This is a genomic window from Simplicispira lacusdiani (assembly GCF_003604195.1).
Classification (GTDB): domain Bacteria; phylum Pseudomonadota; class Gammaproteobacteria; order Burkholderiales; family Burkholderiaceae_C; genus Simplicispira; species Simplicispira lacusdiani.
In genome coordinates, this window is the sequence record NZ_QXGR01000005.1 from 1 (window position 1) to 13,093 (window position 13,093).

The window sequence follows — 13,093 nt, forward strand, 5'->3', positions numbered from 1 at the left end:
ACCTGCGACATCAAGGACCCGACGCAGAACATCGTGTGGGTGACGCCCGAGGGGGGCGGTGGGCCCAACTACTCGGGCATGTGAGCCCACGACCCCATGAAGGGCCTGCACTTGCAGGCCCTTTTTTCATGCCGGTGCAGGCTGGGCATCACGGACGGCCACGCCGTTCACGCTCGCGCCGCGACCAGTACTGGAAAGCGTCCTCGTGCAGTTCGATGTCGAGTTCCTCGACGCGCTGCAGCATGCGCTCCTGCACATCGGCCACGGCCTGGTTGTAGACCAGCGGAGCGATCTCTTCCAGGAAGAAGCCAAGCAAGGCACCGGCGGCGATGTTGCCGATCTTCTGTTCCAGATGCTCCTGGAAATAGCGCTCGATGGAGGCCACGGCGTCCGCGCGGGCCTGCCGGGGAATCTCGATGCCCATGCAGTCGCTCCTTTTTTGATAGCTAATGGCGCTTGATGGCAAAGCGCCTCATGCCATTTTGGCTTGAATCTCAGTGCGCGAACAACGGCAGATCGGCCTTCTTCAGCGTGCGCAGCACGAAGCTGGAGCGGCTGTGGCGGATGCCCTTGATCTTGTAGAGCTTCTCGCGCAGCAGGCGCTCGTAGTCGCGCGTGTCCTTCACCACCACGCGCAGCAGGTAGTCGTAGTCGCCCGACACCAGGTGCGCCTCGATCACCTCGGGAATGCTGGCCAGCGTCTCGCCAAATTTCTCCAGCGTGTTGTCGGAATGGCTGTCTAGCGTGACCTGCACCAGCACCGTGTCGGCCAGGTCCAGCGACTGCGGGTTGATGCGCACCGTGTAGCCCTGGATGATGCCGGCCTCCTCCATCTTCTTGATGCGCCCCCAGCAGGGCGAAGGGCTCAGGCCCACGGCCTGGCCGATTTCCTGCAAGCTGGCGCGCGCGTTACTCTGGAGCACGGAGAGAATTTTTCTGTCAAGTCGGTCCATGCAGCCCATTATTCTTCATTCATGGAATTTGCAGAATATTTTTCTGCAGCAGAGCCATTCCTGCACAAATACAGAAAATCCATCCAGCGGCTCCGGGGCACACTTCTTCCATCAAGGCGCTCTTACCGGAACGCACGAAATGACAAGGCCCCGGCTGGTTACCGCCAGACCGGGGCGCTTGACAAACCCCACGGACAAAGCGGGTAGAATCGCGCCTTCGTCAGGAGAGAGTGCTCCGCCACCCGCGAGCAGCACCGCCGAAGGCGCAGGCACCCGCCGAACGCTCAGGCAAAAGGACTGGCAACCGCCCGCAGTGATGCGGGCGTTCCCTTGCTGGAGAGAGGTGGCCGCGCGCAACGCACAGGCCATCCACCGAAGGAGCAAGCCGCGCGGCCAGCCAGGGCGCAGCGGTGAATCTCTCAGGTAAAGCGGACAGCAGGGCAAATCCCGTGGCACCGGTGCCACGGCCCCCATTTGCCCTGGAGTCACCATGTCCGCACCTTCCGCCGCTCCCCTGCTCACCACGCCCCTCAACGCGCTGCACATCGAACTGGGTGCCCGCATGGTGCCGTTCGCCGGCTACTCCATGCCCGTGCAGTACCCCGCCGGCCTGATGGCCGAGCACCTGCACACGCGCCAGGCGGCCGGCCTGTTCGACGTCTCGCACATGGGCCAGTTGCGCCTGGTCGGCCCGGACGCCGCCGCCGCCTTCGAGAGCCTAATGCCCGTGGACGTGATCGACCTGCCCGTGGGCAAGCAGCGCTACGGCCTGCTGCTCAACGACGAGGGCGGCATCATCGACGACCTGATGTTCTTCCGCGTGGCGCAGGAGGAACTGTTCGTCATCGTCAACGGCGCCTGCAAGGTCGGCGACATCGCCCACATCCAGGCGCGCATCGGCCAGCGCTGCCAAGTCATTCCGCTGCCCGACCACGCCCTGCTCGCCCTGCAGGGCCCGCAGGCCGCCACGGCCCTGGCGCGCCTCGCGCCCGGCGTGGAAAAGCTGGTGTTCATGACCGGCGGCAACTTCCAGATCGCGGGCTGCGACTGCTTCGTCACGCGCAGCGGCTACACGGGCGAGGACGGCTTCGAGATCTCCGTGCCCGCCGCGCAGGCCGAGGCCCTGGCCCGGACCCTGCTGGCCCAGCCCGAGGTCAAGCCCATCGGTCTGGGCGCGCGCAACTCGCTGCGCCTGGAGGCCGGCCTGTGCCTCTACGGCAACGACATCGACACCACCACCACGCCCGTGGAGGCCGCGCTGAACTGGGCCATGCAGAAGGTGCGCCGCACCGGCGGCGCGCGCGCGGGCGGCTTCCCCGGCGCCGACAAGGTGCTGGCCCAACTCGACAACCCCGCCAGCGTGGCGCGCAAGCGCGTGGGCCTCGTGGCCCTGGAGCGCGTGCCCGTGCGCGAGCACACCGAGCTGCAGAGCGAAGGCGGCCAGAAGATCGGCGAGGTCACCAGCGGCCTGCTCGGCCCCAGCTTCGACAAGCCCATCGCCCTGGCCTATGTGGACGCCCAGCATGCCGCCATCGGCACGCGCGTCAACGCCATCGTGCGCGGCAAGGCCGTGCCCATGGAAGTCTGTGCCACCCCCTTCGTGCCCACGCGCTACTACCGCGGCTAAAACCGCCACGGGCGCAGGCTACATTCCGGATTCCCTTCATCTTTCAGGAGACCCTCCCATGACGATCAAATTTTCCAAGGACCACGAGTGGATCAACGCCGCCGACGCCAACGCCGCCGTGGTCGGCATCACGGTGCACGCCCAGGACGCCCTGGGTGACGTGGTGTTCGTGGACCTGCCCGCCGTGGGCGCCAGCTTCTCCCAGGGCGACGTGGCCGGCGTGGTCGAGTCCGTGAAGGCCGCCGCCGACGTATACATCCCCGTGTCGGGCGAGGTCGTCGAAGTGAACGAGGCGCTGCGCGCCGACCCCTCGCTGGCCAACTCCGACCCGCTGGGCGCCGGCTGGTTCTTCAAGATCAAGCTGTCCGACCCGTCGCAACTGGACGGCCTGATGGACGAGACCGCCTATTCGAGCTTTGCCGCCAGCGCCTGAGCGTCGCAGCAAAAACCATAGCATCTCGCGCTTGTATTCAGGCACTTTCAAAATGAAAAGTGCCTGAAAGCCTTTGAATACAAGTGCCAGATGCTCACTTTTTCATATTGCCTTTGAGACTGGTTCCCGCCATGCAGATGCCCGCCGCCCTGCCCTTGTCCGTACTCGAAAACACCACCGAGTTCCTGCCCCGCCACATCGGCATCGACGCGGCCGACGAGGCGCACATGCTGTCGGTGATCGGCGAGGCCTCGCGCCGCGCCCTCATCGACGGCATCGTGCCGCGCTCCATCGCGCGCGGCCAGGCCATGGACCTGCCGGCCCCGGCGACCGAGGCGGCCGCGCTGGCCGAGCTGAAGGCGCTGGCCTCGAAGAACCAGGTCCTCAAGAGCTTCATCGGCCAGGGCTACTACGGCACGCACACCCCCGGCGTGATCCTGCGCAACATCCTGGAGAACCCCGCCTGGTACACGGCCTACACGCCCTACCAGGCTGAAATCTCGCAAGGCCGCATGGAAGCGCTGGTCAACTTCCAGACCATGGTGTGCGACCTGACCGGCATGCCGATCGCCAACGCTTCCATGCTCGACGAGGCCACGGCCGCCGCCGAGGCCATGACGCTGGCCAAGCGCTCGGTCAAGGCCAAGGGCAACACCCTGATCGTGAGCGGCGACTGCCACCCGCAAACCATCGAGGTCATCCAGACGCGCGCCGCGCCGCTGGGCCTGTCGGTCAAGGTGATCCGCTCGGGCGACGAATGGATGGCCGCCATCGGCCAGGACGACTACTTTGCCGCCATCAACCAGTACCCCGGCTCCAGCGGCTGGCTGGCCGACTGGCAGATGAGCGCCGACATCATCCACGGCAAGGGTGCCGCGCTGATCCTGGCCGCCGACCTGCTGGCCCTCACGCTGCTCAAGACCCCGGATGAGATGGGCGCCGACATCGTGGTCGGCACCACCCAACGCTTTGGCATGCCCATGGGCGCGGGCGGCCCGCACGCCGCCTACATGGCCTGCCGCGACGAATTCAAGCGCTCCATGCCCGGCCGCCTGGTGGGCGTGAGCGTGGACGTGCATGGCAAGCCGGCCTACCGCCTGGCGCTGCAGACGCGCGAACAGCACATCCGCCGCGAAAAGGCAACCTCCAACATCTGCACCGCGCAGGTGCTGCCCGCCGTCATCGCGAGCATGTACGCCGTGTACCACGGCCCCGAAGGTTTGAAGCGCATCGGCCTGCGCGTGGCGCGTTTCACCGCCATCCTGGCCGCGGGCCTCAAGCAACTGGGCTTCGCCCCGCTGCACGCCACCGCCTTCGACACCCTGACGGTGGACCTGGGCAGCGCTGACGCCGCCCGCGCCGTGGTGCAGCGCGCATTGGATGCGGGCGCCAACCTGCGCCTGCTGCGCGGCCAGTGCGTGGCCGTGTCGCTCGACGAAACCACCACGCGCGACGACCTCGCCCTGCTCTGGCGCGCCTTCGCGCCCACGGCCACGCAGCCCACGGTCGAGGCCCTGGACGCCAGCGCGCCCGACCTCATCCCGGCCAGCCTGCGCCGCGCCAGCAGCTACCTCACGCACCCGGTGTTCAACACCCACCATTCCGAAACCGGCATGCTGCGCTACATCCGCCAGCTCTCGGACAAGGACCTGGCGCTCGACCGCACCATGATTCCGCTGGGCTCATGCACCATGAAGCTCAACGCGACGAGCGAGATGATCCCGATCACCTGGCCCGAGTTTGCCCACGTGCACCCGTTCGCTCCGGCCGACCAGCTCGAAGGCTACCGCCTGCTCGACGAACAATTGCGCGCCTGGCTGTGCCAGGCCACGGGCTACGCCGGCATCAGCCTGCAGCCCAACGCCGGTTCGCAGGGCGAATACGCCGGCCTGCTGGCCATCAAGGGCTACCACGAGGCCCGTGGCGAGGGCCACCGCAAGGTCTGCCTGATCCCCAGCAGCGCCCACGGCACCAACCCCGCCAGCGCCCAGATGGTGGGCATGCAGGTGGTGGTGACCAAGTGCGATGAAAACGGCAACGTGGACATGGCGGACCTGCAGGCCCAGTGCGAGAAGCACAGCGCCAACCTGGCCTGCGTGATGATCACCTACCCCAGCACGCACGGCGTGTTCGAGACGCAGGTGAAGGAGCTGTGCCAGCTCGTGCACAGCCATGGCGGCCGCGTGTACGTGGACGGCGCCAACATGAACGCCCTGGTGGGCGTGGCCGCGCCCGGCGAATTCGGCGGCGACGTGAGCCACCTGAACCTGCACAAGACCTTCTGCATCCCGCACGGCGGCGGCGGCCCCGGTGTCGGCCCCGTGTGCGTGGTGGAGGACCTCGTGCCCTTCCTGCCGGGCCATGCCACGGCCGGCAATGCCGCCAAGGTGGGCGCCGTCTCCGCTGCCCCGCTGGGCAACGCCGCCGTGCTGCCGATCAGCTGGATGTACATCCGCATGATGGGCGCCGAAGGCCTGCAGGCCGCCACCGAGGCCGCCATCCTCAGCGCCAACTACATCAGCGCCCGCCTGAAGGACCACTACCCCACGCTGTACGCATCCAGCAACGGCCATGTGGCGCACGAGTGCATCCTGGACCTGCGCGGCCTGAAGGAAACCAGCGGCGTGATGGCCGAGGACGTGGCCAAGCGCCTGATCGACTACGGCTTCCACGCGCCCACGCTGTCCTTCCCGGTGGCCAACACGCTGATGGTGGAACCCACCGAGAGCGAGACGCTGTTCGAGATCGACCGCTTCATCGACGCGATGATCGCCATCCGCGAGGAAATCCGCCAGGTCGAGAACGGTGCCCTGCCGCAGGACGACAACCCGCTGAAGAACGCGCCACACACGGCCGAGAGCCTGCTGGCCGGCGAATGGACGCACCCCTACACGCGCGAGGCCGCCGCCTACCCCGTGGCCGCCCTGCGCCAGGCCAAGTACTGGTCGCCGGTGGGCCGCGTGGACAATGTCTACGGCGACCGCAACCTGTTCTGCAGCTGCGTGCCGGTGAGCGAACTCGCCTGACCCCAGGCCCCAGCCGCCGTGGCCCCGGCCACGGCGGTGGATGCGACTGTGGCCGTGGGCTGGCAACGCGCTGCAGCACTACTGTTTTTGTAGCGCACTATCATTGGCAACCCTGCGGCAGAAGGCGTTTTCCTTCGATCCGCCGCGTTGCACACCCGCCCCATGCTCACCACCACGCCCCCACCCTCCCCCTCGCCCGCCTGGCAGCCCGACAGCTGGCGCACGCGCCCCGTGCGCCAGATGCCCGCCTACCCCGACCCGCAGGCGCTGGATGCGGCCTGCGCGCAGTTGCGCCAGTTTCCGCCCCTGATCTTTGCTGGCGAGGTGCAGGCCCTGCGCGCCCAACTGGCCGAAGTGGCGGCGGGCCGCGGCTTTCTGCTGCAGGGCGGCGACTGCGCCGAGAGCTTTGACACGCTGGACGGCGAAGCCGCGCGCGAAACCTTCCGCGTGATGCTGCAGATGGCCGTGGTGCTGACCTACGCGGCCGCGCGCCCGGTGGTCAAGGTGGGGCGCATTGCCGGGCAGTACGCCAAGCCGCGCTCGGCCGACACCGAAACCCAGGGCGGCGTGACCCTGCCCAGCTACCGGGGCGACATCGTCAACGGCGCCGCCTTCACCGCGCACGACCGCGCGCCCCAGCCCGAACGCCTGCTGCGCGCCTACTCGGCCAGCGCTGCCACGCTCAACCTGCTGCGCGCCCTGGCCCAGGGCGGCTTTGCCGACCTGCACCAGCTGCACGGCTGGACGGCCGACTTCGTGCGCGCCAGCCCGCAGGGCCAACGCTACCAGGAGCTGGCCGACCGCATCAGCGAAACCCTGGGCTTCATGGCCGCCTGCGGCTTTACCTCCGACAACACGCCGCAGCTGCGCGAGGTGGCCTTCTACACCTCGCACGAGGCCCTGCTCCTGCCCTACGAAGAAGCGCTGACGCGGCGCGAAGCCCCGCTCGCGGGCGCCACGCGCCCCGCCGACTGGTTTGGCGCATCGGCCCACATGCTGTGGCTGGGCGAGCGCACGCGCCAGTTGGACGGCGCGCACATCGAATACCTGCGCGGCATCGCCAACCCGGTGGGCGTCAAGATCGGCCCCGGCGCCAGCGCCGAAGACGTGCTGGCCCTGCTGCAAGCACTCGACCCCGCGCGCGAGCCCGGCCGCGTGGTGCTCATCACCCGCATGGGCGCCGGCCAGTTGCCCGCCAAGCTGCCGCCCCTACTGGCCGCCGTGAAGGCCAGCGGCCACCCGGTCGTGTGGAGCTGCGACCCCATGCACGGCAACACCACCACCACCGCCCAGGGCGTCAAGACACGCGACTTCGCCAAGGTGGTGCAGGAGGTGCGCGAATTTTTCGCCGCCCACGCCCAGGCGGGCACCGTGGCGGGCGGCCTGCATGTGGAGCTGACCGGCCAAGACGTCACCGAATGCCGGGGCGGCAGCCAGAACCTGACCGACGAGCATCTGCAAACCCGCTACACCACCGCCTGCGACCCACGCCTGAACGGCTCGCAAAGCCTGGAGCTGGCATTCTTGGTGGCCGATCTGCTCAAGGCGCAACGTGGCTGATGGGCACACCGGCCCGGCGAACCCGTCGTGCCAGGTGTGCGACCCCGCCACCCTGCAGGCCCTGCTGCAAGCCCAACCCACGCTGGCCGCGCTGTGGCCCACCCTGCCCCGGCGCAGCCATGCGGCGGGGACCGAGCTGCTGCGCGTGGGCGAGGCCAGCACGCGCTGCTGGCTGATCGAGCAGGGCCTTGTGCGCATGTACTACCTGAGCGACCAGGGCGTGGCGCGCAACCGTTCGTTTCACGCCCAAGGCCACTGGGTGGCGGGCGGCCTGCCCACGCAGAGCCTGCCCAGCCCCTGCACCATCGAAGCCCTCGAACCCCTGCAGACCGTGGAGCTGGACTTTGCCACCCTGCGCAACCTGCGCCAGCAGGTGCCCTGCCTGCAGCCCTTGCTGGAAGAAGCCCTGGGCTACCTCTTTGCGCAGCACGCGCAGCGCGAGGCACAGTTGCTCACCCTCTCGCCCGAAGCGCGCTACCGCGCCTTTCTGGCCGAGCATGCAGCCCTGCTGCCGCGCCTGCCCCAGCACCAGGTGGCGAGCTACCTCGGCATCTCGCCGGTGTCGCTGTCGCGCATCCGCGCGCGCATGCGTGGCGATGCCTGATTGAAAAACGCCTCGACCGCCCGATAGGCCGGTTTTCAAGGCGAAGACGAAGGCGGCCAGGCCATCACCGACCGATCCCGCGCGGGCATGACGATGCGGGGCAGGCTGTGCGCGTCCAGCTGCGCCTGGGCGTCCAGCAGTCCGTTCAGGTGCAGCACATAGGCCGTCGCGGCATAGACCTCGTCGCTCGACAGACTCTTGGGCGCATGGTGCGGCATGGCACGGCGCACGTAGTCGAACAGCGTGGTGGCATAGGGCCAGCGCGCGCCCACCGACATCACATGCAGCGGGTACTGGCGTATGCGCAGCGGCCGCAGCGGGTCGCTCCAGCCGATAAAGCCGTCCGACCCCGCCAGCCGCGCCGCCGGCCCCTCGATGCCCCGGGCGCCGTGGCAGGCCGCGCACTGTGCCTGGTACAGCCGCGCGCCCTGCGCCACGCTGCCCTGGCCTGGGGGCAGGTTGCGCCCATCAGGAAACACGGTGATCGACAGCCGCTGCACCTGCGCGGCATCCAGTGGCTGGCCCAGCCCCACTGCGGGCAGCTCGGCGCCTGCCTGGGCGGTGGCCACGCCCACCAGTGCACCCCACAGTACCCCGGTGCACACAGCGTTACGCATAGACGTTCTCCACCACGCCATCGCTGCCCACGCGCCAGGCCTGGATGGCGTTGTAGTGGTTGAACGAATGCAGGGCATAGCGGCGCTTCCACTCGCTGCGGGTGGGCTGCACGCGGCCCTGCTCGTCCGTGGCCCGGCTCATCAGCACGGCCTTGCGGCCATTCCAGCGCCATGGCAGCGTGAAGCGGGTAAAGGCCCGGTCGTGCACCGGGCCCTGCAACTGGGCGGGCGCCCAGTGCTGGCCGCCATCCACCGAAACGTCCACCCGCGCAATCCGCCCATGGCCCGACCAGGCCAGGCCGCCGATCTCGAAAAACCCCTGGGGCTGCGGCAGCGTCTGCTGGCCCGATGGATGGGTGATGACCGACTTCACATCCATGTGCAGCGCAAAGCGCTCGATGCGCCCGTCGGCCAGTACCTGGGTGTACAGGCCGGATTCGTCCTTGGTGTGGGCGGGCGCATCGGTCACCTCCAGCCGGTGCAGCCACTTGACCTGCGTATTGCCCTCCCACCCGGGCATGAACAGCCGCATGGGGTAGCCCTGCGAAGGCCGCAGCCGCTCGCCGTTCTGGTACAGGGCCACCATGGCATCGCGCAGCAAGGGTGTCAGTGGCAGGCTGCGGCTGTGCGAACCGCCATCGGCTCCCTCGGCCACCACCCACTGCGCGCCTTCTTTCAAGCCCGCTTCGTGCAGCAGATACGACAGGGGCACGCCCGTCCACTCCGAGCACGACACCTCGCCCGCGATCTCGCCCAGAGTCTGGTCCAGCGCCGTGGGCGAGAGCGCATTGGCCGCCGAATTGCCCGCGCATTCCAGGAAATGGATGCGGCTGACCATGGGGTAGCGCAACAGGCGCTCCAGGTCGAAGCGCAGGGGCTTGCGGACCATGCCATGCACCATCAGTTCATGCTGCCGTGGCGCGATGTCGGGCAATCCGTTGTGGTGCACCGCGAAATGCAGCCCGCTCGGGGTGATGATGCCGCGCTGCTCCTGCAAGGGCGTGCGCCAGGCCGCGAACCCGGACACATTCGACGCGATGCGCTGGACCGACTGCTCGTGGGGCGATGGCTGGCCGTAGGGCAGGTCCGCACCCCCCAGCGTCCTCATGGAATCGGGCATGCGCGCAGCCAGCGGCTCGGCGGCCTGCGCCACCAGCCCTCCGGCCCCCAGAGTCAGTCCGCCCAGAAAATCCCGCCGCGCCAACCGGCCCCGGCCACCCGATGAAAGCATGTGTGTTCCCCGCATCCCAAAGCGGCACCCATCGGCCGCAACGTCAGTGTTGCAGCGGGGGCACGGCAGCGCATCAACCTTTGTTAACGCACTTGCAAGACCGGCCGGGCCAGGTGGTGCTCTACAAAGCGTCGAGCGGGCTCAGAATCCCGCGCCCGCCCTTGTTGAGCACATGCGTGTAAATCATGGTGGTGCTCACATCGGCATGGCCCAGCAGCTCCTGCACCGTGCGAATGTCATAACCCGCCTGCAGCAAATGCGTGGCAAACGAATGCCGCAGCACATGGGGCGACACCGGCTTGGCAATCTGCGTACGCCGCGCCGCCTCGCGCACGGCGCGCTGCACCGATTCGGGGTACACATGGTGGCGCCGCTCCAGCAGCTCGCCCGTGCGGACATCGGGACGCGGATCGGTGGAGCGCACTGGCGACGGAAACACCCACTGCCAGGCCCAGCTTTGGTCGGCCTGGGGGTATTTGACGGCCAGCGCATACGGCAGATACACACGGCCAAAACCAGCGGCCAGATCCTTTTCGTGCAGCGCGCGGGCCTTTTGCAATTGCGCCTGCAAAGGCGCAATCAAGTTCTCCGGCAGCACCGTCACCCGATCTTTGTTGCCCTTGCCCTCGCGCACCACGATTTCGCGGCGGGCAAACTCCACATCCTTCACGCGAAGGCGCAGCGCCTCCAACAGGCGCATGCCCGTGCCATAGAGCAACTGCGCAATCAGGCCCGTGGTGCCATCCATGTGCAGCAATAGCTCGCGCACCTCTGTGGGCGTCAGCACCACCGGCAGGCGCTTGGGTGTTTTGGCTTGAACCACCTCATTGAGCCAGGGCAAATCCGTCTCCAGCACCTGCTTGTACAAATACAGCAGCGCCGCCTTGGCCTGGTTTTGCGTGGAGGCAGAAACCTGCCTATCAACCGCCAAATGGCTCAAAAATGCCTCCACATCAGCCGCACCCATCTCTTGCGGGTGGCGCTTGCCATGAAACACGATAAAACGCCGTGCCCAGTCGATATACGCCTCTTCGGTGCGAATGCTGTAATGCCGCGTGCGCAGGTGAATGCGCATACGTTCCAGCAGCTTGGGCGGCCGGGGCGCGACGGGGTCGCTGGTGGGCTGTGAGGATTCAGCGGGGCGCTCTGTCATCCGCGAAATTTTAGGTTTGCCTAATTTTCCGAATGTCGGGGTTTACGCGTGGCTGCTGTTGCGGTGGTTGTCTTGGCGGACTGATCGGGCTACCATGCCTGTCGTCTATTTCTAGTTAGGCCCACTGAAACCCCGCTTTATTTGGCCCATGTTGATTCAAACGGCATTTAGTTTCTCAAGCGCTGTTCAGCGCTGGGTTTGCCGTTTCTCCGGGCTTCGCCTGCTGGCATTGCGTCGTTTTCCAGTCTTTTTGGCCTCTAGCCATTGCGTAGCAAGCGCAAGCAGCTATCGTTTTCGTAGTGCTGTGCCGCCTCGGTGGCGCAGCGCTTTTTCACAGTTAGCGCCCGTCGCCAAATTCAGGTTATCCGTTTCAGCTTCTGGCTCTAACATTTCGGTCAAGCCGACCCGCCTTCGGCGGTCGGCTTACCTCGCCCGTTAGAAATCAAAGGAGAATTTATGGCCCGTTGGACAGAAACTCATGCCGATATGGTTCATATGGCTACGATTCAGAAAGAGTTCCCAATTTTTGGCATTGTTTCTGTTGCTCTTAAGAATGGCTCAACAATCGAGGGAGTCATCCGGCGAGTGAATTTTGGCAACAATGCTGGGCGTGGCGGTTGGCGCTACTACGGCGAATATGAGTTAGAAACCATCGAAGGGAATCGCTGGGTCATTGACATACTTGACATTGATTCAGCTCATGATGTTTGGCAAAGCCGCCACACGGCCTATCAAGCAGCAGGTCTCATCACCATATTAGGTGGCGTCTAACTTACCCATTCGGCTACCTTCTTTCTTGCGCTTCGGGTCTAACCCGGCGCTCAAGCCGACCCGCATACTGCGGGCGGCTTACCTTGTCCGTTAAACACATCAAATTAAAATTTCCAGTCCAGGATGATTTATGGCAAATGAAGTTGAAATAGAAATTAAGATTCTCAAAGAAGGTGATGAAATCATAGGACTTTGGGAGAATAGAATATTGATAAGACACAAAGATGGAGATGCGGAGTTTTTTATTCTATCTATAGATGAAAATGGCTATCCTCGACTAAGTAATAAAACATGGAAAATAACGAAAGGCGATGGCGAGATTCATATTAAAAGAAAAGTAGAAAATAAAAATAAAGGATCTAAAGGTGGCAATCCGCCAAAAGTAATTACATTTTAAGGCGGTAATTATGCCATGTTCTAAATGTGGCAAGACTGGGCATAACGCTAGGTCTTGCCCGGATAATCAGAGCGAAAAAAATTCTATTGTGGGTGGGCGAGATCGCATGATCATTGCGATTGACAACACCGATGAAGAAAGTCTGCATAAAATAGCCGCAGTAGTTATGAAAGCGAAACGGGAAATTGATCCAAATGCCCGTGGAACAATAGTTATTGGCGATGAAACATCACTTCCTCATAAGGTAATTCAGCTTTTAGAAAATAAAGAGCCTGGTGATGAGTAAAAAAAGACCGCCAAGTCATCTCAAAGCCCAGAAAGAAGTTAAAGAACGAGAAGGTTATATGTGTTTACGCTGTGGCGGTGTTTACAAAGATGCTCATGGTCATCACTTGCTTTACTATAGCGAGGGAGGTCCTGCTAATTACCACACCATGGCAACGCAGTGTCCAGAATGCCATAGAAAGTATCATGCAAAAAAAGCAAACATAGACATAATTCGCTTTTAGCATGTAACAAAGCACTGATATTTTCCATTTGGCTTCAAATTTTTGTAAAGCATGGTGCTAATCGTTCCTTTATTTCTACCCATTGCATTCCATGAATATCAAAAATTCATTTGCCTTCGCAAGCGTTTATTCGTTGTGGGGTTGGCGTTTCGTGGGGCTTCGTCAGCTCGCGGTCGTGGTGGCGTTGGGTAAGTTATTGGTGTTTTTGGCTT

At 64.5% G+C, this 13,093-nt stretch carries 17 protein-coding genes and 2 riboswitches; of the genes, 12 read left to right on the top strand and 5 right to left on the bottom strand.

The features are described 5' to 3' along the window. Positions 1–84 (top strand): 4Fe-4S dicluster domain-containing protein (locus tag D8S75_RS17935; RefSeq protein ID WP_157982626.1); only part of this gene is annotated, 84 nt, incomplete at its 5' end. 64 nt (positions 85–148) lie between these two features. Here D8S75_RS17935 and D8S75_RS07845 read toward each other — a convergent pair. Together D8S75_RS07845 and D8S75_RS07850 are read right to left on the bottom strand one after the other, a co-directional pair. Next, the gene (locus tag D8S75_RS07845) at positions 149–424 is read right to left on the bottom strand and encodes a DUF2164 domain-containing protein (protein WP_119965651.1); all 276 of its coding nucleotides are present in this window, start codon (positions 422–424) and stop codon (positions 149–151) included. Positions 425–494: 70 nt separating this feature from the next. After that, entirely contained in the window at positions 495–953 is a 459-nt protein-coding gene (locus tag D8S75_RS07850) for an Lrp/AsnC family transcriptional regulator (RefSeq protein WP_119966096.1), read from the bottom strand. 211 nt (positions 954–1,164) lie between these two features. After that, positions 1,165–1,263, top strand: a riboswitch (glycine riboswitch). A 13-nt stretch (positions 1,264–1,276) separates the two neighbouring features. After that, a riboswitch (glycine riboswitch) is annotated at positions 1,277–1,399 on the top strand. 44 nt (positions 1,400–1,443) lie between these two features. Here D8S75_RS07850 and gcvT point away from each other — a divergent pair. The 5 genes from gcvT to D8S75_RS07875 all read left to right on the top strand — a co-directional run bounded on the left by gcvT (position 1,444) and on the right by D8S75_RS07875 (position 8,203). Continuing rightward, complete coding sequence (gcvT, locus tag D8S75_RS07855; protein WP_119965652.1) at positions 1,444–2,580, top strand: glycine cleavage system aminomethyltransferase GcvT; 1,137 nt, start codon at positions 1,444–1,446, stop codon at positions 2,578–2,580. A 58-nt stretch (positions 2,581–2,638) separates the two neighbouring features. Next, entirely contained in the window at positions 2,639–3,013 is a 375-nt protein-coding gene (gene gcvH / locus D8S75_RS07860) for a glycine cleavage system protein GcvH (protein WP_119965654.1), read from the top strand. Between the two features lie 131 nt (positions 3,014–3,144). Then, positions 3,145–6,039, top strand: a complete 2,895-nt coding sequence (gene gcvP, locus D8S75_RS07865) for an aminomethyl-transferring glycine dehydrogenase (protein WP_119965655.1) — start codon at positions 3,145–3,147, stop codon at positions 6,037–6,039. A gap of 162 nt (positions 6,040–6,201) precedes the next feature. Then, positions 6,202–7,599 carry a class II 3-deoxy-7-phosphoheptulonate synthase gene (locus D8S75_RS07870; protein WP_119965657.1) on the top strand — a complete coding sequence of 466 codons (1,398 nt, stop codon included), beginning with the start codon at positions 6,202–6,204 and terminating at the stop codon, positions 7,597–7,599. Continuing rightward, positions 7,592–8,203, top strand: coding sequence for a Crp/Fnr family transcriptional regulator (locus D8S75_RS07875; protein ID WP_157982610.1), 612 nt, complete (start codon positions 7,592–7,594; stop codon positions 8,201–8,203). The genes D8S75_RS07870 and D8S75_RS07875 overlap by 8 nt, the downstream gene beginning before the upstream one ends. A 35-nt stretch (positions 8,204–8,238) precedes the next feature. Here the strand turns inward: D8S75_RS07875 and D8S75_RS07880 are convergent, their stop codons facing one another. From D8S75_RS07880 to D8S75_RS07890, 3 genes are all read right to left on the bottom strand, one after another. Beyond that, a complete protein-coding gene (locus D8S75_RS07880) occupies positions 8,239–8,820 on the bottom strand; it encodes a c-type cytochrome (protein ID WP_119965660.1) in 582 nt (193 codons plus the stop codon). Then, positions 8,813–10,051, bottom strand: coding sequence for a sulfite dehydrogenase (soxC, locus tag D8S75_RS07885; protein WP_119965661.1), 1,239 nt, complete (start codon positions 10,049–10,051; stop codon positions 8,813–8,815). Before soxC ends, D8S75_RS07880 begins: the two co-directional genes overlap by 8 nt. Before the next feature lie 121 nt (positions 10,052–10,172). Next, positions 10,173–11,204, bottom strand: coding sequence for an integron integrase (locus tag D8S75_RS07890; RefSeq protein WP_119965663.1), 1,032 nt, complete (start codon positions 11,202–11,204; stop codon positions 10,173–10,175). A gap of 148 nt (positions 11,205–11,352) precedes the next feature. Here D8S75_RS07890 and D8S75_RS07895 point away from each other — a divergent pair, with 148 nt between their 5' ends. The 6 genes from D8S75_RS07895 to D8S75_RS17945 all read left to right on the top strand — a co-directional run bounded on the left by D8S75_RS07895 (position 11,353) and on the right by D8S75_RS17945 (position 12,881). Next, positions 11,353–11,643, top strand: a complete 291-nt coding sequence (locus tag D8S75_RS07895) for a DUF1010 domain-containing protein (protein ID WP_119965664.1) — start codon at positions 11,353–11,355, stop codon at positions 11,641–11,643. Positions 11,644–11,660: 17 nt separating this feature from the next. Then, on the top strand, positions 11,661–11,975 hold the full coding sequence (locus D8S75_RS17420; RefSeq protein WP_157982611.1) for a hypothetical protein: 315 nt from the start codon (positions 11,661–11,663) through the stop codon (positions 11,973–11,975). Continuing rightward, positions 11,965–12,069 carry a DUF1010 domain-containing protein gene (locus D8S75_RS17940; protein WP_119965665.1) on the top strand — a complete coding sequence of 35 codons (105 nt, stop codon included), beginning with the start codon at positions 11,965–11,967 and terminating at the stop codon, positions 12,067–12,069. The genes D8S75_RS17420 and D8S75_RS17940 overlap by 11 nt, the downstream gene beginning before the upstream one ends. Before the next feature lie 36 nt (positions 12,070–12,105). Beyond that, positions 12,106–12,372, top strand: coding sequence for a hypothetical protein (locus tag D8S75_RS17425; RefSeq protein ID WP_157982612.1), 267 nt, complete (start codon positions 12,106–12,108; stop codon positions 12,370–12,372). Positions 12,373–12,478: 106 nt separating this feature from the next. Beyond that, positions 12,479–12,658, top strand: coding sequence for a hypothetical protein (locus D8S75_RS17430; RefSeq protein ID WP_157982613.1), 180 nt, complete (start codon positions 12,479–12,481; stop codon positions 12,656–12,658). A gap of 58 nt (positions 12,659–12,716) precedes the next feature. Continuing rightward, entirely contained in the window at positions 12,717–12,881 is a 165-nt protein-coding gene (locus D8S75_RS17945; RefSeq protein WP_370807539.1) for an HNH endonuclease, read from the top strand. Positions 12,882–13,093: the final 212 nt, after the last annotated feature.